Origin of the sequence: Caulobacter sp. UC70_42, assembly GCF_044056025.1 — a bacterium.
GTDB lineage: Bacteria > Pseudomonadota > Alphaproteobacteria > Caulobacterales > Caulobacteraceae > Caulobacter.
In genome coordinates this window covers 401084-420993 of the sequence record NZ_CP171994.1, presented here as the reverse complement: position 1 = coordinate 420993, position 19910 = coordinate 401084, and the positions used below count along the sequence as shown (strand labels likewise).

17 protein-coding genes and 5 pseudogenes are annotated in these 19910 nt (G+C 68.8%); 11 read left to right on the top strand and 11 right to left on the bottom strand.

The window, feature by feature from the left end; genetic code table 11:
• Positions 1-46: 46 nt before the first annotated feature.
• Both ACHMW8_RS02370 and ACHMW8_RS02365 read right to left on the bottom strand, forming a co-directional pair.
• Positions 47-1333: an HlyC/CorC family transporter gene (locus ACHMW8_RS02370; RefSeq protein ID WP_125155553.1), complete on the bottom strand. Its 1287-nt coding sequence runs from the start codon at positions 1331-1333 to the stop codon at positions 47-49.
• A gap of 9 nt (positions 1334-1342) precedes the next feature.
• Positions 1343-1824: pseudogene (locus ACHMW8_RS02365) on the bottom strand (MarR family winged helix-turn-helix transcriptional regulator).
• A 129-nt stretch (positions 1825-1953) separates the two neighbouring features.
• Between ACHMW8_RS02365 and ACHMW8_RS02360 the strand changes: the two are divergent.
• The gene (locus ACHMW8_RS02360; protein WP_395444642.1) at positions 1954-2511 is read left to right on the top strand and encodes a DUF308 domain-containing protein; all 558 of its coding nucleotides are present in this window, start codon (positions 1954-1956) and stop codon (positions 2509-2511) included.
• Positions 2512-2665: 154 nt separating this feature from the next.
• Here ACHMW8_RS02360 and aroB read toward each other — a convergent pair whose 3' ends face one another.
• Both aroB and ACHMW8_RS02350 read right to left on the bottom strand, forming a co-directional pair.
• Positions 2666-3778 carry a 3-dehydroquinate synthase gene (gene aroB, locus ACHMW8_RS02355; RefSeq protein WP_395444641.1) on the bottom strand — a complete coding sequence of 371 codons (1113 nt, stop codon included), beginning with the start codon at positions 3776-3778 and terminating at the stop codon, positions 2666-2668.
• Positions 3779-3788: 10 nt separating this feature from the next.
• Positions 3789-4352, bottom strand: coding sequence for a shikimate kinase (locus ACHMW8_RS02350; protein WP_125155557.1), 564 nt, complete (start codon positions 4350-4352; stop codon positions 3789-3791).
• Positions 4353-4412: 60 nt separating this feature from the next.
• Between ACHMW8_RS02350 and ACHMW8_RS02345 the strand changes: the two are divergent.
• Both ACHMW8_RS02345 and ACHMW8_RS02340 read left to right on the top strand, forming a co-directional pair.
• A pseudogene (locus tag ACHMW8_RS02345) lies at positions 4413-5910 on the top strand (hypothetical protein).
• A 13-nt stretch (positions 5911-5923) separates the two neighbouring features.
• Positions 5924-6844 (top strand): site-specific tyrosine recombinase XerD, encoded by a 921-nt coding sequence (locus ACHMW8_RS02340; RefSeq protein WP_395444640.1) that lies wholly within the window; start codon positions 5924-5926, stop codon positions 6842-6844.
• Here the strand turns inward: ACHMW8_RS02340 and ACHMW8_RS02335 are convergent.
• Positions 6841-7056: a hypothetical protein gene (locus ACHMW8_RS02335; protein ID WP_395444639.1), complete on the bottom strand. Its 216-nt coding sequence runs from the start codon at positions 7054-7056 to the stop codon at positions 6841-6843. The genes ACHMW8_RS02340 and ACHMW8_RS02335 overlap by 4 nt on opposite strands.
• A gap of 151 nt (positions 7057-7207) precedes the next feature.
• Between ACHMW8_RS02335 and ACHMW8_RS02330 the strand changes: the two genes are divergently transcribed.
• Both ACHMW8_RS02330 and ACHMW8_RS02325 read left to right on the top strand, forming a co-directional pair.
• Entirely contained in the window at positions 7208-7429 is a 222-nt protein-coding gene (locus tag ACHMW8_RS02330) for an alkylphosphonate utilization protein (protein WP_004621989.1), read from the top strand.
• A gap of 95 nt (positions 7430-7524) precedes the next feature.
• On the top strand, positions 7525-8190 hold the full coding sequence (locus tag ACHMW8_RS02325) for a hypothetical protein (RefSeq protein WP_395444638.1): 666 nt from the start codon (positions 7525-7527) through the stop codon (positions 8188-8190).
• Between the two features lie 13 nt (positions 8191-8203).
• Here ACHMW8_RS02325 and ACHMW8_RS02320 read toward each other — a convergent pair whose 3' ends face one another.
• Positions 8204-8686, bottom strand: a complete 483-nt coding sequence (locus ACHMW8_RS02320) for a VOC family protein (RefSeq protein WP_125155562.1) — start codon at positions 8684-8686, stop codon at positions 8204-8206.
• 208 nt (positions 8687-8894) lie between these two features.
• On the opposite strand from ACHMW8_RS02320, the gene ACHMW8_RS02315 reads away from it, so the two are divergent.
• The 3 genes from ACHMW8_RS02315 (at position 8895) to ACHMW8_RS02305 (ending at position 12132) form a co-directional block, all read left to right on the top strand.
• Positions 8895-9893, top strand: coding sequence for an aldo/keto reductase (locus ACHMW8_RS02315; RefSeq protein WP_395444637.1), 999 nt, complete (start codon positions 8895-8897; stop codon positions 9891-9893).
• A gap of 76 nt (positions 9894-9969) precedes the next feature.
• Positions 9970-10992, top strand: coding sequence for a mechanosensitive ion channel family protein (locus ACHMW8_RS02310; RefSeq protein ID WP_395444636.1), 1023 nt, complete (start codon positions 9970-9972; stop codon positions 10990-10992).
• Between the two features lie 81 nt (positions 10993-11073).
• Entirely contained in the window at positions 11074-12132 is a 1059-nt protein-coding gene (locus tag ACHMW8_RS02305) for a CoA ester lyase (RefSeq protein ID WP_125155565.1), read from the top strand.
• Here ACHMW8_RS02305 and ACHMW8_RS02300 read toward each other — a convergent pair.
• From ACHMW8_RS02300 to ACHMW8_RS02285, 4 genes and pseudogenes are all read right to left on the bottom strand, one after another.
• Positions 12129-12206 (bottom strand): annotated as a pseudogene (locus ACHMW8_RS02300) (hypothetical protein); the annotation flags it as partial. The gene ACHMW8_RS02305 and the pseudogene ACHMW8_RS02300 sit on opposite strands and share 4 nt — an antisense overlap.
• An 11-nt stretch (positions 12207-12217) precedes the next feature.
• A pseudogene (locus ACHMW8_RS02295) lies at positions 12218-12644 on the bottom strand (OsmC family protein).
• A 54-nt stretch (positions 12645-12698) separates the two neighbouring features.
• Positions 12699-13718: a cytochrome P450 gene (locus ACHMW8_RS02290; RefSeq protein WP_395444635.1), complete on the bottom strand. Its 1020-nt coding sequence runs from the start codon at positions 13716-13718 to the stop codon at positions 12699-12701.
• A 490-nt stretch (positions 13719-14208) separates the two neighbouring features.
• Entirely contained in the window at positions 14209-14409 is a 201-nt protein-coding gene (locus ACHMW8_RS02285; protein WP_125155568.1) for a hypothetical protein, read from the bottom strand.
• Between the two features lie 287 nt (positions 14410-14696).
• On the opposite strand from ACHMW8_RS02285, the pseudogene ACHMW8_RS02280 reads away from it, so the two are divergent.
• The 3 genes and pseudogenes from ACHMW8_RS02280 (at position 14697) to ACHMW8_RS02270 (ending at position 17461) form a co-directional block, all read left to right on the top strand.
• Positions 14697-15660: pseudogene (locus tag ACHMW8_RS02280) on the top strand (acetyl-CoA carboxylase carboxyltransferase subunit alpha).
• Between the two features lie 75 nt (positions 15661-15735).
• Positions 15736-16713, top strand: a complete 978-nt coding sequence (locus ACHMW8_RS02275; RefSeq protein ID WP_395444634.1) for an NAD(P)H-dependent flavin oxidoreductase — start codon at positions 15736-15738, stop codon at positions 16711-16713.
• 154 nt (positions 16714-16867) lie between these two features.
• Complete coding sequence (locus tag ACHMW8_RS02270; RefSeq protein WP_395444633.1) at positions 16868-17461, top strand: hypothetical protein; 594 nt, start codon at positions 16868-16870, stop codon at positions 17459-17461.
• A gap of 87 nt (positions 17462-17548) precedes the next feature.
• On the opposite strand, the gene uvrB is transcribed toward ACHMW8_RS02270, so the two are convergent.
• Positions 17549-19831: an excinuclease ABC subunit UvrB gene (gene uvrB / locus ACHMW8_RS02265; RefSeq protein ID WP_395444632.1), complete on the bottom strand. Its 2283-nt coding sequence runs from the start codon at positions 19829-19831 to the stop codon at positions 17549-17551.
• Positions 19832-19910: the final 79 nt, after the last annotated feature.

The following is a 19910-nucleotide window of genomic DNA, read 5'->3' as shown; positions in this document are numbered from 1 at the left end:
GATCCGGTTCCCAATCATCGAAATGGGCAACCTTGACCATAGAGGTTCAGAGTTCGGCGTCGTCGTCCAGAGGGGCGCTGATCCGCAGGGCGGTGATCTGGTTCCTCTGCCGACGGAAGACCTGGAAGCGGTGCCGGTGGAAGATGAAGGTCTGGCCCGGCTCGGGGATCATCTGGGCCTCGTGGATGACCAGGCCGGCGATGGTGACCGCTTCTCCCTCGGGCAGCCGCCAGTCCATGGCGCGGTTCAGGTCGCGCACCGTGACGTGGCCGTCGACATAGACCGAGCCGTCCTGCTGGCGGCGCACGCCCTCCAGCGCGGTGTCGTGCTCGTCGTCGATCTCGCCGACGATCTCCTCGAGGATGTCCTCCAGCGTCACCAGGCCCTGCAGGGCGCCATACTCGTCGACGACCAGGGCGAAGTGGCTCTTGCGCTTGAGGAAGGCGTTGAGCTGGTCCTTCAGGTTGGTGGTGTCGGGGATGAACCAGGGCTCGCGCAGGATGGCGGCGATGTCCAGGCCCTCGACGCCCGTCGGCGACTGGGCCAGGGCCTTCAGGAGGTCGCGAGCGTGCAGCACGCCGACGATATTATCGGGCTCGTCGCGATAGAGCGGGATGCGCGTGTGCTGGGCCTCCAGCACTTCCTCGACCAGGTCGCGGGCGGGCTGGTCGGCGTCCAGCAGCACCATCGACTTGCGGTGGACCATGATCTCCGAGACGTCCATGTCCGACAGATCCAGCACCCCGCCCAGCATCCGCCGGTCGTCGGTCTCAACCAGACCTTCGGAATGGTGGTAGTCGACCGCGCCGCGGATCTCCTCGTGGGCGGCCAGCACATCGACGGCCATGTCCAGCTTGACCCCGAAGACGCGCAGGGCCCGGCGGACGATCCACTGGATCACATAGATGATCGGGCCGAACGCCTTGACGATGAACAGGGTGGGGCCCGAAAGGGCGCGGGCCGTGTCGTCGGGGCGGACGATGGCCACGGTCTTGGGCAGCACCTCGGCGAACACCAGCACCAGCACGGTCATGGCGGCGGTCGCCACGGCCACGCCCCACGGTCCGGGGATCAGGCGGGTCAGCACCTGAGTCGCCAGGGCTGAGGCCAGGATGTTGATCAGGTTGTTGCCCAGCAGCACCGCCCCGATCATCGTCTCCTGGTCGGACAACAGCTTGTTGACCCGCCGGGCCGGCGCGTCGCCCTCGCGCTCCAGCTGGTGCATCCGCGAACGGCTGGCGCCGGTCATCGACGTCTCGGCGGCCGAGAAGATCGCCGACAGGGCCAACAGGGCGATGACGATGGGCGCGAGGCCGAGCAGGGCGGTGAGCATGGGAGTGTTCTAGTGCCTCGACTGGTCGCTGACAAAGCGCGTGACCGAGTCCCGGAACGCCTGGACCTCCTTGTTGAGCTGAACCAGGCGCTCGACGTCCATGCCGCCGGCGGCGAACAGGGTCTGGCCCAGGCACGTGCTGCGCGCCTGCATGTCGCGGCCGGCGTTGGTCAGGCTGACCACCACCTGGCGCTCGTCGGCCGGATTGCGCACGCGGCTGACCAGGCCGGCGCTCTCCATCCGCTTGACCAGCGGCGTGACATTGCTGGAAGTTCCAGCCCCAGGCGCTCACCGATCGCGCCGACCGAAAGGCCATCGGTCTCCCACAGCGCGCTCAGCACCAGGTACTGCGGATAGGTGATCTCCAGTGCGTCCAGCAGCGGCTTGTAGGCGCGGTTGATCGCCAGGGTGGCGCCATAGAGCGAGAAGCACAGCTGTTGATCGAGCGTGGGGATGTAGTCGGACACGGCGTGGCTCCTGGTCGTCGGCATTCCATACCGCGAAATTAGATGTCGTGACAAATATTGGCTGGACTCGGCCGGTGGGGCTCTGTAGTAGGCATTCATATGTCGCGACATATAATGTCTCGACATGGAAACTTCAGCATCAGGGAGGCCGCCATGGCCCAGGTCGACAACGTCCAGCGCGACGGTCTCAAGCGCTATTATTTCCTGCGGGCCGGGGTCTCGGTGGCCTGGATCCTCGCGGCCGTGGCGGTGGGGACGCACAGCCCGCTGGCGGCCGGCGCGCTGCTGGTGGCCTATCCGGCCTGGGACGCCCTGGCCAACGCGCTGGACGCCCGGTCCAACGGCGGCTTCGCGGCCAATCCGCCACAGACCTTCAATCTTTTTGTAAGCCTGCTGGTCGCCTGCGCGGTGCTGTTCGCGCTGCAGGTCGAGCCGCGCCGGGTGCTGACCGTGTTCGGCGTCTGGGCGGCGTTCTCGGGCGTCCTGCAACTGGTCGCGGGGCTGCGCCGCTGGCGCTCGGTCGGCGGCCAGTGGCCGATGGTGCTGAGCGGCGCGCAGTCGGTGCTGGCGGGCGTGTTCATGATCAGCCAGTCGCTGGTCGCGGGCGGCCATCCGATGACGGCCGTGGCGATCGCGCCGTACGCTGGCTTCGGGGCCTTCTACTTCCTGGTGTCGGGGCTCGCGCTGGCGGTGAAGGGGCGGCGCAAATAAGGACTCTCCTCCCCCTTCATGGGGGAGGCGGATCGGCGCGGATACGCGACGAGACGGAGGGGGCTAGTCATGAGCCGATGGCGCGGCGCTGACCCCCTCCACCGCCGTTCGGCGGTCCCCTCCCCCACGAGGGGAGGAGAGAATACCGATCGCTCTAAACCGCGCCCTCTTCCATCAGGAACGCCTTCAGCGCTTCCCGATCCACGTCCTTGGCCACGAACGCATCCCCGATGCCGCGTACGAGGACAAAGGTCAGCTTGCCGCCCTCGGCCTTCTTGTCCTGGCCGCAGTGCGCGACCAGGGCGTCGGCCGAGAACGGCTCTTCCCGCACATCGGCCATGGTCGTCGGCAGCCCCGCGGCCTTGATCGCCGCCTCGGCGCGGATCGCGTCCTGCCCGGGGCAGAGGCCCAGCTTGGCGGAGAACCGGAACGCCTGGGCCATGCCCGCGCCCACCGCCTCGCCGTGCTTCAAGGCGTCGCCGAAGCCCATCTCGGCCTCGATGGCGTGACCGAAGGTGTGACCGAGGTTCAGCAGGGCGCGGCGACCGGCTTCCTTTTCGTCCTCGGCGACGATCTCGGCCTTCATTTCCACCGAGCGGCCGACGGCGCGGACCAGGGCGTCGACGTCGCGCTCCAGCACCTTGGCGACGTTGCCTTCCAGCCACTCGAAGAAGGCGAAGTCGCCCAGCAGGCCGTACTTGACGATCTCGGCATAGCCGCAGGCCAGCTCGCGGGCGGGCAGGGTGGCCAGGACGTCGAGGTCTGCCAGCACGAGACGCGGCTGATGGAAGGCGCCGATCAGGTTCTTGCCGCGTGGGGTGTCGATGGCGGTCTTGCCGCCGACCGAGCTGTCGACCTGGGCCAGCAGGGTCGTGGGAACCTGCACGAAGTCGATCCCGCGCTTGTAGATCGCCGCCGCGAAGCCGGCCAGGTCGCCGACCACGCCGCCGCCGAACGCCACGATCTGGTCGCCGCGCTCCAGGCCCAGGGCCAGCAGGCGGTCGGACAGATCGGCCAGGCCCTCGAAGCTCTTGCTCTCCTCGCCGGGCGGGATGGTGATGACGTCGACCGCGATCCCGGCCTTCTCCAGCGACACCGCCAGACGCTCGCCGTGGTGCTCGCCGACATGGGCGTCGGTGACGATGGCCACGCGCTTGCGCTTGCCCAACACCGGAGCGATCCGCTCGCCGGCCTTGTCGATCAGGCCCGGGCCGATGACGACGTCATAGGCGCGGTCGCCCAGGCCCACGGAAACGGTGCGGATCATGGCGATACTCCTACTCGGCCTTGGCGTGTTCGCGCAGCGCGGTCAGGATGGCGTCGACCGCCACCCCGTGCGGCGTGTCGCCGGTCTCGACGTGCACATGGGCCTCGGCATAGGCCGGATAGCGGGCCTCGGCCAGCTGGGTCAGCACCTGGATCGGATCCTTGCCGCGCACCAGGGGGCGATTGTCCTTGCGCGAGACGCGGCGGGCCAGCAGCTCGACATCGGCCTTCAGCCACACCGAGAGGGCCTTGGCGTTGATCAGGGCGCGGGTCTCGGGATTGACGAAGGCCCCGCCGCCGGTGGCCAGCACATGCGGCGGCTCGTCCAGCAGGCGGCCGATCACCCGACGCTCGCCGTCGCGGAAGGCGGCCTCGCCCAGCTCAGCGAAGATCTCGGAGATCGAGCGCCCGGCGGCGGCCTCGACCTCGTTGTCCGCGTCGCGGAACGGCAGGTCCAGTACGGTCGCCAGTCGCCGTCCGACGCTGGACTTGCCGACGCCCATCAGGCCGACCAGCACGATGGTGCGTCGGCGCAGGGCGGCGAGTTCTTCGGGGGAAAGGACGATGGCGGTCATGATGCGGTCGCGGGTTTACACGAGGCTTGGCCAAACCGCCAAGTTTGCGAGAACTCCGTGATGCGTCATAACCGGTCCATGGTCTTTTCGAAGCGTCACAAGCAAGCCGCCGCGCTGTTCGCGCTCCTGCTCACGCCCGCCTTCGCGGCCGCCCAAGAGGCGGGGCAGGAGGAGGTCAGGGTCAAGAGCCTGGCCGCGCCCGACTATTTCTCGACCCCCGCGGCTGAGACCGGTCTGGGAGGGGATCTGTGGAAAGGCGCCGCGCCCGACATCATGCGCGATATCGTGCCGAAGCTGGCCGGCGCCGAACCGTTGTCTCCGGCCTTCGCGAGTCTGGCGAAGCGGATGCTCTCGGCGGGCGCCAATGGTCCGGCTGGGGTCGGCGACAATGTCGACATGGGCGCGGCGCGAGCCATGGCGCTGGTGGCGCTGGGCGAAGCCCAGGGGGCCAACGCGATCCTGGATCGCGCGACGGGCGCTCCCGGCAGCGCCCCGCTGTCCATGGCCACCGCCGAGGCGGCTCTGATCACCGGCGACGACGACAAGGCCTGCCGCGTCCAGGACGCCCTGACGGTCGATCGCGGCGCGGCCTATTGGCTGCGCCTGCGGGCCTTCTGCCAGCTGAAGGCTGGCCAGCCCGACGCCGCTCAGCTGACCTTCCAGCTGGCCCAGAACGCCACGAAAGACACCGATTACGCCCGCCTGATGGGCGCGGCCTTGACCGGGACGCCGCCGGGCGCGGCCAATCTGAAGAACGGGGTGAACTACGCCCTGTCGCGCCGCCTGAACCTCGACCTGCAGTCGGCCGCCGCCGTCGCCTCGGCCTCGCCGGCCCTGAAGCCCGTGCTGAAACCCGCCAGCGGCGACCTGGCCGGCGTCGCGCCGGGCGCTGACCTGACGGCGCAGGAGGCCTCGGACCTGGCGTTCCTGCGTCAGGCCAAGACCGTGCCGGCCTTCGTCGACGCCGCCCACGCCTCGGCCGCCTCGATCGCCGCCCTGGCCGCCGCCGGCGCGCCCTTGCGCGACCCGGTGCTGATGGCCCGCGCCGCCGTGGCGGCCGGCGATGTCGCCAGCGGCCAGACCATCCGCGGGCGCCTGGTGCAGGACAGCATTCCCGGCGCCGGCCCGGCCGACCTGGCCATTCTCGACGCCCTGATCGGCGCCGCGTCCGGCAAGGTCGACAACCAGGTGCTGGGCAATCTGGTGGCGCGCGGCGCCTCGGGCGGAGCCAGGTCGGCGGCCCAGTCGGCTTCGGTGCTGCTGGCCAGCCTGGGCGGAGCTATGGACGCCGACGCCCGCGCGCAGTTCGCCAATTTCGACCTCGGCAAGCCGGCCGCCTCGCCCGCGCGCGGTGCTTCTGCTGGAGGACGCCGCCGGAGCAAGGCGCAAGGGCGAGGCGGGTCTGCTGGCCCTGTCGATCGCGCTGGACGCCGGGGCGACCGGACCCCAGCCCGTGGACCGGGCCCGCATCGCCCACGCTCTGGACCGCGCCGGCCTCGCCGCCGACGCCCGCGCCATCGTCGTGGAGGGTCTGCTGTCGCTCGCCTTCACGAAATGAGCGGCTCTTTCCAATGAGTGGTCGGGGCGCGGATTGGGTCGACGCCTTCCTGGAGATGATGGCCGTCGAGCGCGCCGCGGCCCGCAACACCCTGACCGCCTATGGCAAGGACCTGGAGGACGCCCGGGCGTTCCTGAGCCGCTCGGGCCATGACCTGGACGACGCCGACGCGGAAGACGTCGAGGCCTATTTCCAGGACCTCGGGGCGCGCGGGCTGTCGCCGGCCACCGCCGCCCGCCGCCGCTCGGCCGTGCGGCAGTTCTATCGCTTCGTGCTGGGCGAGACCTGGCGGCCCGACGATCCCTCTCGCCGCGTCGCCGCGCCCAAGGCTGGCCGGCCGCTGCCCAAGGTGCTGGAGCGCGAGGAGATCGAGCGCCTGCTGGCCGCCGCCATCGCCAAGGACGGGGCCCAGGGCCTGCGCCTGACCTGCATCATCGAGCTGATCTACGCCTCGGGCCTGCGGATCTCCGAGCTGCTGGCCCTGCCGCTGTCGGCCCTGGCGCGGGATCCGGCCTATCTGATCGTCAAGGGCAAGGGCGGCAAGGAGCGGCTGGCCCCGCTGAACGACGCGGCTCGGACGGCGGTGAAGGCCTATCTGGTCGTGCGTCCGGCTTTCTTTCCCAAGGGCATGAAGGACAGCCCGTGGCTGTTCCCCTCGCGCGGCGCGTCCGGCCGCCTGACCGCCCGTCGCGTCGGGCAACTGCTGGAGGACGCCGCCATCGCCGCCGGCATCGACCGCGAGAAGGTCAGTCCGCACGTCCTGCGCCACGCCTTCGCCACCCACCTGCTGGAAGGCGGCGCCGACCTGCGGGTCATCCAGACCCTGCTCGGCCACGCCGACATCGCCACGACGCAGATTTACACCCACGTGGCCGGCGATCACCTGCAGCACATCGTCCAGACCAAGCACCCGCTGGGGCGAAAGAAAAGCTAGACGTTCCGCGCGTCCTTGGCGACGAGCCGCGTCAGATAGACGCCGCCCACGATGGCCAGCGGCAGCAGCACGCCCGCCGCCATCAGAAAGCCCGCCCAGAAATCGGCGGGCAGGCCCAGAGCCGGGATGTCCCAGGCCCGTCCCAGCCCGCTGGCAGCGGCGCCGGACAAGCTGCCGACCACGTAGATCAAGATCCAGTTCCGTCGCTTCATGGCGGGCCTCGTCTCCGAGCGAGCAGGGTAACAATGCGCGCTTGGGGTGTAAATCGTGACTCTCGCGTTGACGTCGGTGGGGAAAGTCTTAGGAAAGCCCACACATTTTTTGCGGGCTTGCCGCCTGGCCGCCCGATCCGAAAGGCCCGACATGTCGGAAGAAACCCGCGACTCCAACGGAACCCTGCTGGCCGACGGCGACACGGTGACCCTGATCAAGGACCTGAAAGTCAAGGGTTCGGGCGGCGTGACCCTCAAGCGCGGCACGGTGGTCAAGAAGATCCGCCTGACCGGCGATCCCGACGAGATCGAGGCCAATGTCGACAAGGTCCGGGGCCTGGTCCTGCGCACCGAGTTCGTGAAGAAGGCCTAGCTTAACCCTGCCGCGCTAGGGTCTCCGTCGAACGGGCGGAGAACCGCCGGGCGGGGCTGAAAGCCATGGTGACGGCGGCGGGGCAGGCGGGACCGATGGTCCTGGCCGCCTATGGCAAGACGATGGGACTGGTCGGGGCGACGTCCCCGGAAGCTTCGAAGGACGCCCCCGTGGCGGCCAGGAGCCCCGAGGCCGAGGCGCTCGACCGACTGAAGAGCGACCTGCGGACCAACCGCAAGACCCAGATCGGCGACGCCAAGGGCCGCGCCCGCGAGAAGCTGCAACGCGTCATCGAGAAGATGAAGCTGCTGAAGAAGCTCTACGCCAACGACCCCAAGGCCATGGCCAAGGCGCTGGCCGGCGTGGCCAAGGAGCTGCAGGGCGCGGTCAAGGATTACGGCAAGGCCGCCAAGGAGGCCGGCGAGATGTTCAGGGCGGACTTCGCCGCCGCCCCGGATGCTTCGCTGACCCCCGACCAGCAGGCCGCCGCCCGCGAGAACCTGGAAGACCAGGCCAAGGGCGAGGCGATGGGCGACATGGACTTCATCAAGTCGGTCCGTGACCTCAGCAAGGCCCTGAAGGACGAATTGCAGACCGCCAAGACCAAGGGAATCCTGACCCAGCCTGGCAAGTTCGAACGCTCCGACGAGGTCAAGGACGCCGAGGACGGCCTCAAGGACCTCGACCAGATGACCGAGGATTTGGAGAGGCAGATCCGCCAGGACATGCCGCCAGGCAGCCTGATGAAGCTTGCGGCCTAGGCGGCGCCGGGCTTCACACCCCCCTGAACGCGTTCTCGATCGCGGCGACGTCGATCTTCTTCATCGTCATCATCGCCTGGAAGGCGCGGCCGGCGGCTTCGCGGTCCGGGCTGGTGGTCGCCTCGATCAGCTGGCGCGGCGTGACCTGCCACGACAGGCCGAAGCGGTCCTTCAACCACCCGCACTGGCTCTCCTGGCCGCCGTCGGCCGTCAGGGCGTTCCAGTAGTGGTCGACCTCGGCCTGGCCGTCGCAGTCGATGACGAACGAGAAGGCCTCGTCCAGCTTGAAGGTGGGGCCGGCGTTCATGGCGATGACCTTCTGGCCGTCCAGCTCGAACTCGACGATCATCACCTTGCCTTCCTCCACGCCGTCGGGCCCGTCGCCGGGATAGCGGGCGATCCTGTCGATCCTCGAATTCGGGAAGACCGAGACGTAGAGCTTGGCCGCGTCCTCGGCCTGGTGGTCGAACCACAGGAACGGGGTGATCTTGGGCATGGTCTTCCTCCGCTGTCATCAGCCTTAGGACGAGTGGCTGACGGTCGTTCCGACATCGCGCGTCAAATTTCGCGATTGGTGAATCCGGCTCATCGGCGCAATGAGGATTTCGCCCTTATTTCCCGTGCGCGCAGGGCCCATCTGGGAGACGCCGGCGCTTCCAGTTCTCGAACGGCGCCGCCGGCCTTTCCAGACATAGGAGCATCCCATGAAGACGCGCAAACTCGGCGACGGCCTCGAGGTCTCGGCCATCGGTCTCGGCTGCATGGGCATGGGCCAGGTCTATGGCACGGCCCTCGACAGCGCCGACGCCCACAAGGTGTTGGCCAAGGCCGTCGAGCTGGGCGTGACCTTCTTCGACACCGCCGAGGTCTACGGTCCCTATCTGAACGAAATCCTGGTCGGCGAGGGCCTCAAGCCCTTCCGCGACAAGGTCGTGATCGCCACCAAGTTCGGCTTCGACATCGCGCCCGAAGGGACGGGCGAGGGCTTCTCGCGGATGCGCGGGACCGACAGCCGTCCCGAGCACATCCGCGCCGTGGCCGAGGCCTCGCTGAAGCGCCTGGGTGTCGAGGTCATCGACCTCTTTTATCAGCACCGCGTCGACCCCAACGTGCCGATCGAGGACGTGGCCGGGACGGTCAAGGACCTGATCGCCGAGGGCAAGGTCAAGCATTTCGGCCTGTCCGAGGCCGGCGCGGCGACCATCCGCAAGGCCCACGCGGTCCAGCCGGTCGCGGCCCTGCAGAGCGAATATTCGCTGTGGTTCCGCGAGCTGGAGGCCGAGATCCTGCCGACCCTGCGCGAGCTGGGCGTCGGTCTCGTTCCCTACAGCCCGCTGGGCCGCGGCTTCCTGACCGGCGCCCTCAAGGCCGACCTGGCCGACAACGACTTCCGCCGCAACCTGCCGCGCTTCCAGGGCGAGGCCCTGGCCAAGAACCTCGGCCTGGTCGAGGCCCTGACCCAGATCGCCGGCGAGAAGGGGATCACCCCCGCCCAGCTGGCGCTCGCCTGGATCTTGCACCAGGGCCCGGACATCGCCCCGATCCCCGGCACCACCAAGATCGCCCGCCTGGAAGAGAACATCGGCGCCGTCGACGTGACCCTTTCGGCCGAGGATCTCACCCGCATCGCGGCGGCGGTTCCGGAAACGGCCATCGAGGGCGAACGCTACACCAAGGCCGGCCTGGCGATGGTGGGACGCTGACAGGATGCTCCCCCGCGACGCGGGGGAGCATCCTTGCCCTTGATCCGTCCCACCCGATCCGCCCACACTCCGCCTCATGGCCGCCAACCCGCTCCGCACGCTCGATTCCTTCGAACTCCTGAAGCTGGGCAAGGCGTCGGTGACGGTCGGTGGGCTCGCGGCCGGGGTGCTGATCGTGGCGGTGGCGCTGTTCGCCGCGCGGCTCAGCTCCGCGGGGCTGCGGCGGCTGCGCGAGAGAGCCGCCGGGGACGCGGCCTCGCTCTACATCGTCGAGAAGGTCCTGACCTATGGCCTGGTGGTCATCGGGGTGACGGTGGGCCTGTCGACCATGGGTCTGGATCTGACCTCCCTGGCCGTGTTCGCCGGCGCCGTCGGCGTCGGCGTCGGTCTCGGCTTGCAGGGGATCATCAAGGACTTCGCCTCCGGCGTCAGTCTGGTGTTCGAGCGGCTGCTGGCGGTGGGCGACTTCGTGGAGCTGCCCAATGGCGGGCGCGGCGTGGTCCACGAGATCGGTCCGCGCGCCACCCGCATCCGCACCAACGACAGCACCGATATCATCGTGCCCAACTCGGTGCTGGTGAACGATCAGGTGATCAACTGGACCCTGCGCAACACCAACCGCCGCCTGCGGGTGCCGTTCGTCGCCGCCTTCGGGTCCGACAAGAACAAGGTGCGCGAGGCGGTGCTGAAGGCCGCCAAGGCCGCGCCCTACACCTCGCCCGACGACGCGGTGCGCCGGGCCCAGGTCTGGCTGGTCGGCTACGGCGAGAGCAGCCTGAAGTTCGAGCTGGTGGTCTGGCCCACCGTCGAGGCCGTGCGCCGGCCCGCGGCGATTCATGCGGCCTATACCTGGCTGATCGACGACGCCCTGCGCGGGGCCGGCATCGAGATCCCCTATCCACAGCGCGACATCCGGGTGCGGGGCCTGTTCGGCGAGGAGGGCGAGGACGCCCTGACCAGCCTGCGCCTGGAGCCCGCCGCCCGCCGCCGCAAGGCCAAGGCCGGCCAGGCCGTCTCGACCAGCAACGACGCCGCCGCCGACCTGGAGCGCGAGGATCCGGACGAAATGCCGAAGCCGCCGCCGGCCGCCAAGACTTAACGGCGATAACCTTGACGCTCGTTTCGCGCCGCCGCATGGTCTTCGCAATTGCGAAATGATCCCCTCGGGGGACAGCGGGGAGTGATCGGCATGAAGACGCCGCGCGGCTTTTTCAAACCCTTGGCCATCGGCGCGCCGGCGCCCTATCGCGAGCTTCCGGCCCGCGTCGAGCGGATGATCCACTTCGTGCCGCCGCACCTGGACAAGGTGCGCGCCAAGGTCGCCGAAATCGCCCCGACCGTCGACGTGATCCTGGCCAATCTGGAGGACGCCATCCCCGCCGACGCCAAGGGCGCGGCCCTGGCCGGCCTCGTTTCGATGTCGCGCGAGGTCGACTTCAAGGCCCTGGGCGTCGGCTTCTGGACGCGGATCAACTGCCTGAACTCGCCCTGGCACCTGGACGAGGTCGCCACCATCGTCGAGAAGGCCGGCGACAAGATCGACGTCATCATGGTCCCCAAGGTCGAGGGGCCGTGGGACATCTTCTATATGGACCAGCTCTTGGCCTCGCTGGAGGCCAAGCACGGCGTCACGCGGCCGATCCTGCTGCACGCCATCCTGGAGACGGCCGAGGGCGTGATGAACGTCGAGGCCATCGCCGCCGCCAGCCCGCGGATGCAGGGCATCAGCCTGGGGCCGGCCGACCTGGCCGCCAGCCGAGCCATGAAGACGACGCGGGTCGGCGGGGGGCATCCCGGCTACCGCGTCATCGAGGATCCGCACGCGGATGGCGCGCCGCGTGTCTCGGTGCAGCAGGACCTCTGGCACTACACCTTCGCCAAGATGGTCGACGCTTGCGCCGCCCACGGGATCAAGCCGTTCTACGGTCCTTTCGGGGCGATCGACGATCCGGTCGCCTGTGAGCAGCAGTTCCGCAACGCCTTCCTGATGGGCTGCGCCGGGGCCTGGAGCCTGCACCCCAGCCAGATCGAGATCGCCAAGCGGGTGTTCAGCCCCGACCCGGCCGAGGTCGCCTTCGCCCGCAAGATCCTGGAGGCCATGCCGGACGGCACGGGCGTGGCGATGATCGACGGCAAGATGCAGGACGACGCGACCTGGAAGCAGGCCAAGGTGATGGTCGACTGCGCCCGCCAGATCGCGGGCAAGGACGCGGAATACGCGGCGCTTTACGGGTTCTAGCTTGCCCCCCTCCGCGCTTCGCGCTCTTCCCCCGGAGGGGGAAGAAGGATCTTCCGCCCCCTCCGGGGGCGGATGACCCCGTACGCTACTCCTCGCCCACCGTCGTCACGATCCTCGCGCCCGCCGTCAGCAGCCTGTGGATCGGGCACTTCTCGGCGATCTCGAACAGGCGCTCGCGCTGTTCCTCGTTGAGATTGCCGTCCAGGCTGATCACCCGCTCGAAGCGCTCGGGCGGGGTCTTGTCGGCGTCGTAGTGCGAGAAGACCTCGAACGTGCAGGCCGCTGACGTCCCAGTTCTTGCGGTTGGCGTAGAGGCGCAGGGTCATGGTGGTGCAGGCCGCCAGGCCCGCGGCGACCAGTTCGTGCGGATCGGGACCCAGGTCCAGCCCGCCCTGGGCCGCCGAGACGTCGGCGACGATGGTCGACGGGCCGGCGGTGACGAAGGTCTGCAAGGCCCCCGTGCCGGTGTCCGTGGCGGTGGCGAACGGACGGGTGTGGGCGACTTCGGTCATGACGAGGATCCTAGCGGAGCGGTGGTCGGAAGCTGGCGCTTCGTGTCCCGCCGATCAAGGCCGGGCTTGTACGATCCGCTCAAGCCGGAAATCGGGCTCGTGGTCCGGGCCCAGGGTGATCGAGGCGCGTGGGACCACCGGACGGTCGACGGCCATCGAGACCTTGAAGCGCGCCAGCAGACTGGCCAGCACGATCTGGGCCTCGGCCAGGGCGAAGCCCGCGCCGATACAGACGCGCGGCCCGGCCCCGAACGGGATGAAGGCCTCCACGCCCCACGGGTGAGGCTGGTCGATGAAACGCTCCGGCTGGAACGTCGTCGGAGCCTCCCACAGCTTGCGGTGCCGGTGGATGACCCACGGGCTGATGGTGACCATGCAGCCGGGAACCACGTCGCAGCCCGAAACGACGTCGGCCTCCAGGGCCTGGCGCGCGATCAACGGCGCGGTGGGATAGAGCCGTAGCGTCTCGAACAGCACCGAGCGCAGCAGCGGCCAATGCTTGAGGTCGTCCAGGCCGGCGACCCGCTGGGCCGGGAAGGCCAGAACCTCGGCGCGGACGCGGTCCTGGGTCGCCGGATCCAGCGCCAGCAGGTAGGTCGCCCAGAACAGCAGCCGCGAGGTGGTCTCGAAGCCGGCGGCCAGCATCGAGCTGCACTGGTCGCGGATCTCCTGGTCGGGCAGGGGCGAACCGTCCTCGTTCCGCGCGGCCAGCAGGCGGTCGAGCAGGTCGCGGACCTCGGGATGCGGGCGCGTCCGCCGTTCCGCGATCAGGGCGTCGACGGCCTTGAACCATCGTGCGCCCATCCGCCGCCGGTCGCCGTCCAGGAAGGTCAGGTCGTCGGCGCCCTTGGCCATGAAGTCGAACAGCTTGAAGTGCGCCGGGCCCTCCATGTAGCGGCGGGCCAGATCGGCCAGCACCGCGCCTTCCGTGTCGGCGCGGCGCGAGAACAGGGCCCGCAGCACGGCGTCCAGGGTGGCGCGGTGGAAGTCCTGGGCCAGGTTGGCGCGGCCTCGGCCGTCCAGCGCCTCGAACGAGCCCCGCGCCGGCGGCGACGAAGTGCGGCAGCAGGCCATCGATCGCGGCGGGGGTGAAGACCGGGGCCAGGCTCTTGCGCTGGCGTCGCCAGGTCTCGCCCTCGGACATCAGCACGCCCTCGCCGACCAGGGGCTTCAGCGAGCGGGCGGCCTTCACGGGCCGGGCGTATTTCGGCGAGGTCAGGACGTGGCGGACGCCGGCGGGGTCGTTCAGGAAGAGGCCCGGCTGGCCCATGAAGACGTAGGGCTCGGCCAGGCTCTCATAGTCCTCCTCGCAATAGGCCCCGATCAGGCTGCGGCCCATCTCCCAGGCCACGCGCAGCTGCCCCAACGGGGTGACGCCCAGCGGCGTGGGGTGGATCTTCGGGGCGGGCGGGATCAGCGGCGCGGGGCGGACGGCGGCGAGCGTGTCCATGAAGCGGCCTTCCGGTCAGCGGAACCCGTTCGAGGCTCCATCCGGATGTCGACGCTATAGCCGCTCACCTCGCGACGCAATTATTCATCGCGTCAGGAATTCAGGGGCGAGGCCTCAGGCCGCGACCGCCCGCAGCGGCATGACGTCGAACACGCGCTGCGACCCGCGCCAGACCTCCACGAAATCACAGCGGTGGTGCATGTCCAGCAGTTCGAGCGCTCTGGCGCGCGCGGCCGAGTCGTCGGCGCAGGGCGTGACGTCGAAACGCGGCACCGAGCCGTCGGATTCAACACAGAAAAAGGTGAACACCTGCATGGGCGCTACGCACTCTCTACAGGCGGGGCCGCGCACGTTCGATGGCGGGGGCCGTCGGGGCGCAAGTCGTCTTCCGCGACCTGCTACATATGAACATAGGACTTTATGTCGCGATTCACCAGAGGAGAGAGTCTCGATTCGAGACTCACCTGTGAACCTCATCTTTCAGCCTGTGGATAAAACACGTCGGATTCGGGGCGGTTCCCCGCCTGAATCTGGCCCCTTTCCCTCGGGGGATTCCGCCACTAGGTTCGCACCCTTTCCTCAACGGCGACGTTTAAGAGTCCATGGCCGCCCATTATCTCGATTTCGAACGCCCAATCGCTGATCTGGAAAGCAAGATCGAAGAGCTGAGCAAGCTCTCCGAGACCGCCGGACCGGGCGCGTTCGATCTCGAGATCCAGGCCCTGCGCGACCGCGCCCAGGAGCTCCGCAAGGAGGCCTACGCCAATCTCGACGCCTGGCAGAAGACCATGGTCGCTCGCCACCCACAGCGGCCGCACCTGCGCGATTATGTCGCGGGCCTGATCGACGAGTTCGTCGAGCTGCGCGGCGACCGCAAGTTCGCCGACGACCAGGCCATCGTCGGGGGGCTGGGCCGGTTCCGCGGCCAGCCGGTCGTGGTCATGGGCCACGAGAAGGGCCACGACACCACCACGCGCCTGAAACACAATTTCGGCATGGCCCGCCCCGAGGGCTACCGCAAGGCCGTCCGCCTGATGGACATGGCCGAGCGCTTCAGCCTTCCGGTCATCACCTTCGTCGACACCGCCGGCGCCTATCCGGGCCTGGGGGGCCGAGGAGCGCGGCCAGGCCGAGGCCATCGCCCGCTCGACCGAGCGCTGCCTGACCCTGGGCGTCCCGATGGTCGCCACCATCGTCGGCGAGGGCGGTTCGGGCGGGGCCATCGCCCTGGCCGGCGCCAACCGCGTGCTGATCCTGGAGCACTCGATCTATTCGGTGATCTCGCCGGAAGGCGCGGCCTCGATCCTGTGGCGCGACGGCGCCCGGGCCAAGGACGCAGCCACCCAGATGCGGATCACCGCCCAGGACCTGATCAAGCTGGGCATCGTCGACCGCATCGTCGACGAGCCCGCCGGCGGCGCCCACTCGAACGGCGAGGTCGCCATCCAGGCCGTCGGCGACGCGGTCGAGGAAGAGCTGAAGGCCATGGCCCAGATGAGCGCCAAGCAGCTGCGCGAGCAGCGCGCCGAGCGCTTCTACGCCATCGGCCGCGCCGGCCTGCAGTAGGGCCGCTCTGGCCTCTTGCCTGACCCTAGGGTCACCCCCGCATAGTCTCCGAAAATCAGAGGGAGACCTGCGGCCATGGCCATCAAGACCCGTTTCACCGAACTGTTCGGCGTCGAGCACCCGATCGCCCAGGGCGGCATGCAGTGGGTCGGCAAGGCCGAGCTGGTCAGCGCCGTCGCCAACGCCGGCGCCCTGGGCTTTCTTACGGCCCTGACCCAGCCGACGCCGGAAGCGCTCAGCAAGGAGATCGCCCGCACCCGCGACCTCACCGACAAGCCGTTCGGCGTCAACCTGACCATCCTGCCGGCCATGACCCCGCCGCCCTACGCCGAGTACCGGGCGGCGATCATCGAGAGCGGGATCAGGATCGTCGAGACCGCCGGCTACAAGCCGCAGGAGCATGTCGACGACCTCAAGGCCCACGGGGTCAAGGTGATCCACAAGTGCACCGCCGTCCGCCACGCCCTCAGCGCCGAGCGGATGGGCGTCGACGCCATCAGCATCGACGGCTTCGAATGCGCCGGCCACCCGGGCGAGGACGACATCCCCGGCCTGATCCTGATCGCCGCCGCCGCCGACAAGGTGAAGATCCCGATGCTGGCCTCGGGCGGGATCGCCGACGCGCGCGGGCTGGTGGCGGCCCTGGCCCTGGGGGCCGACGGGGTCAACATGGGCACCCGCTTCTGCGTCACCCAGGAGGCCCCGATCCCGATGGCCTTCAAGGAACAGATGGTCGCCAATGACGAGCGCCAGACCGACCTGATCTTCCGCACCCTGCACAATACGGCGCGGGTCATGCGCAACGCCGTCAGCCAGGAGGTGGTGCAGATCGAGCGGGCCGGCGGCGCCGAGTTCGAGGACGTCGCCCACCTGGTCGCCGGCACGCGCGGCCGCGACGCCCTGGCCAGGGGCGACACCGACGGCGGCATCTGGAGCGCCGGCATGGTCCAGGGCCTGATCCACGACATCCCGACCGTGAAAGACCTGGTCGACCGCATGGTCGCCGAGGCCGAGACGATCATCCGCGGCCGCTTGGCGGCGATGGTGGGGTAGGGGCGCGGTCTGGTCTTCCGACCCTTCCCCCTGGATGGGGGAAAGGGTCGGGGATGGAGGCGATCCGCTGAGCCGGCGGATGCGCGGAGGCGACCGCCGTAGCCACCCCCACCCCGGCCCCTCCCTCTCTTTCTTCAACGAGAGGGAGGGGCCATTGCGCGTCAAGGGGGCTTGCTTCGCGACCCAGCCCGGCTCTCTCGCCCCCAACGCCGAGACGGTCTCCGCTCGCGCCCGCTCCTCCAAAGATTGCGCGCCTTCCTCGAAGCCGCTTAAGCTGAGCCGTCAGTCGAGGGCTCCATCCATGTTTCGTCTTGTTTCCCCCGTCGCTGCGGTCGCGGCCGTTGTTTTCTGCCTAGCTCCTGTCGCCGCGCGGGCGGCGGACGCGCCCGAGGCGCCGCCGGCGGCGGTTCAGGCCAAGGTCGATGCGTTCATGGCGTCGCTGAAGGCCGGCAAGGTCTCCGACGCCTACACCCAAGCCTTCGCCGGCACCCTGATGAGCAAGAAGCAGGCGGAGCTCGAGCAGGCCGTCGCCGGGACCGAGAACGGCCTGCGCTACTACGGCGCGTTGCGGGACTGGCAGTTGGTGGGCACAAGCAGGCCGGCGGATGGCTTTGTCGTGTCGGTCTATATGGCGCGGCTGGAGAACGCGCCGTTGTTCGTGCGCTTCCAGGCCTATGACAATGGCGCGAAGTGGACCGTCTACAACATCATCTTCACCGACAACTACGACACGATGAAGGGCTGGTAGGCGGGCGCCGGCCCCCTCCACCGGCTTCGCCGGTCCCCCTCCCCCAAAGGGGGAGGAGAGGGGAGCCCGCGATACGGCGTTCGGCGCCTACTTCCGCTTCTTGCGGAACTCCTCGGCCTTCTCCTGGCGGATCTCCGCCCGCAGGCGCTTGGGGGCCGACTTGTCGACCTCGTCGCCGGTGGCGGCGAGGACCTCGTTGGCGAATTCCAGGTCCATCAGCTTCATGCGCTTGATCTCGTCTCGCAGGCGGGCGGCGGTCTCGAACTCCAGGTTGGCGGCGGCCTCGCGCATCTTGGCCTCCAGGTCCTTGAGCGCGGCCTTGAAGTTGTCGCCGCTGAACGGGCGGTCGTCGGTCTCGGACATGCCCATCGCCACCAGCACGCGGTCGCCGCGCTCGTAGGGGCTGTTGAGAATGTCCTTGATGTCGCGCTTGACGCTCTCGGGCGTGATGCCGTGCTCGAGATTGTAGGCGTGCTGCTTCTCGCGACGGCGGGCGGTCTCGGCCATGGCCCGCTCCATCGAGCCGGTGATCCGGTCGGCATAGAGCACCACCTTGCCGTCGACATTGCGGGCGGCGCGGCCGATGGTCTGGATCAGGCTGGTTTCCGAGCGCAGGAAGCCTTCCTTGTCGGCGTCGAGAATGGCCACGAAGCCGCACTCGGGAATATCCAGGCCCTCGCGCAGCAGGTTGATGCCGACGAGGACGTCGATATTGCCCATCCGCAGCTCGCGGATGATCTCGATGCGCTCGAGCGTATCCACGTCGCTGTGCATGTAGCGGACGCGGATGCCCTGTTCGTTGAGATATTCGGTCAGGTCCTCGGCCATCTTCTTGGTCAGGACGGTGACCAGGGTGCGGTAGCCCTTCTTGATGGTCTGGCGGATCTCGTCGACCACGTCGTCGACCTGGCTGGCCCCGTCCTTGGCGACCGGGCGCACCTCGACGGGCGGGTCGATCAGGCCGGTGGGGCGGATGACCTGCTCGGCGAAGACGCCGCCGGCCCGCTCCAGCTCCCACGAGGCCGGGGTGGCGCTGACATGCACCGACTGCGGGCGCATGGCGTCCCACTCCTCGAACTTGAGGGGGCGGTTGTCGAGCGCGCTGGGCAGGCGGAAGCCGTACTCGGCCAGGGTCCATTTGCGGTTGCGGTCGCCCTTGTACATGGCGCCGATCTGCGGAACCGTCTGGTGGCTCTCGTCGGTGAACAGCAGGGCGTTGTCGGGGATGTATTCAAAGAAGGTTGGCGGCGGCTCGCCCGGCTGGCGGCCGGACAGGTAGCGGCTGTAGTTCTCGATGCCGGCGCAAGAGCCGGTGGTCTCGATCATCTCGAGGTCGAAATTGGTCCGCTGCTCCAGGCGCTGGGCCTCCAGCAGCTTGCCGTTCTCGTACATCCAGGCCAGGCGCTCCTTCAGCTCGGCGCGGATGGCGATGATCGCCTGGCGCAGGGTCGGGCGCGGGGTGACGTGGTGGCTGTTGGCGTAGACCTTGATGGTCTCCAGCTCGGCGGTCTTCTTGCCGGTCAAGGTGTCGAACTCGGCGATCGCCTCGACCTCGTCGCCGAACAGGGTCACGCGCCAGGCGCGGTCCTCGTAGTGGGCGGGGAAGATCTCGATGGTGTCGCCCCGGCGGCGGAAGGTGCCGCGCTCGAAGGCCATCTCGTTGCGCTTGTACTGCTGGGCCACCAGGTCGGCGATCAGCTGCTTCTCGTCCACCCGGTCGCCGACCGTCAGGGTGAAGGTCATGGCCGTGTAGGTCTCGACCGAGCCGATGCCGTAGATGCAGCTGACCGAGGCCACGACGATGACGTCGTCGCGCTCCAGGATCGCCCGGGTGGCCGAGTGGCGCATCCGGTCGATCTGCTCGTTGATGGAGCTGTCCTTCTCGATATAGGTGTCGGTCCGGGGCACATAGGCCTCCGGCTGGTAGTAGTCGTAGTAGCTGACGAAATACTCGACCGCGTTCTCGGGGAAGAACGACTTCATCTCGCTGTAGAGCTGGGCGGCCAGGGTCTTGTTCGGGGCCAGGATCAGCGCCGGGCGCTGGGTGGCGGCGATGACCTGGGCCATGGTGAAGGTCTTGCCCGAGCCGGTGACGCCCAGCAGCACCTGGTCCTGGTCGCCGTTGTTGATGCCCTCGACCAGCTCCTTGATCGCCGTCGGCTGGTCGCCGGCGGGCTTGTAGTCGGAGACCAGCTTGAACTTCTTGCCGCCCTCGGACTTGTCCGGCCGCGCGGGGCGGTGCGGGGTCCAGAGCATGGGCATGGTCGTGTCGGCGACGTCCTGGACCGTAGCCCCAAGGGTGTCCATGACGAAGGGCGTCGAGACGTCGGAAACGCCCCCAAGAGGCGCGGTGTCGGGGGTGCGAGGCATGGCCTCAAGTTAGGGACCCGCGCGGCCCGCGGCTAGGGGGGCTGCTGACGGGGAGTGGCAGCAGCGTGGCGGGAGGTGG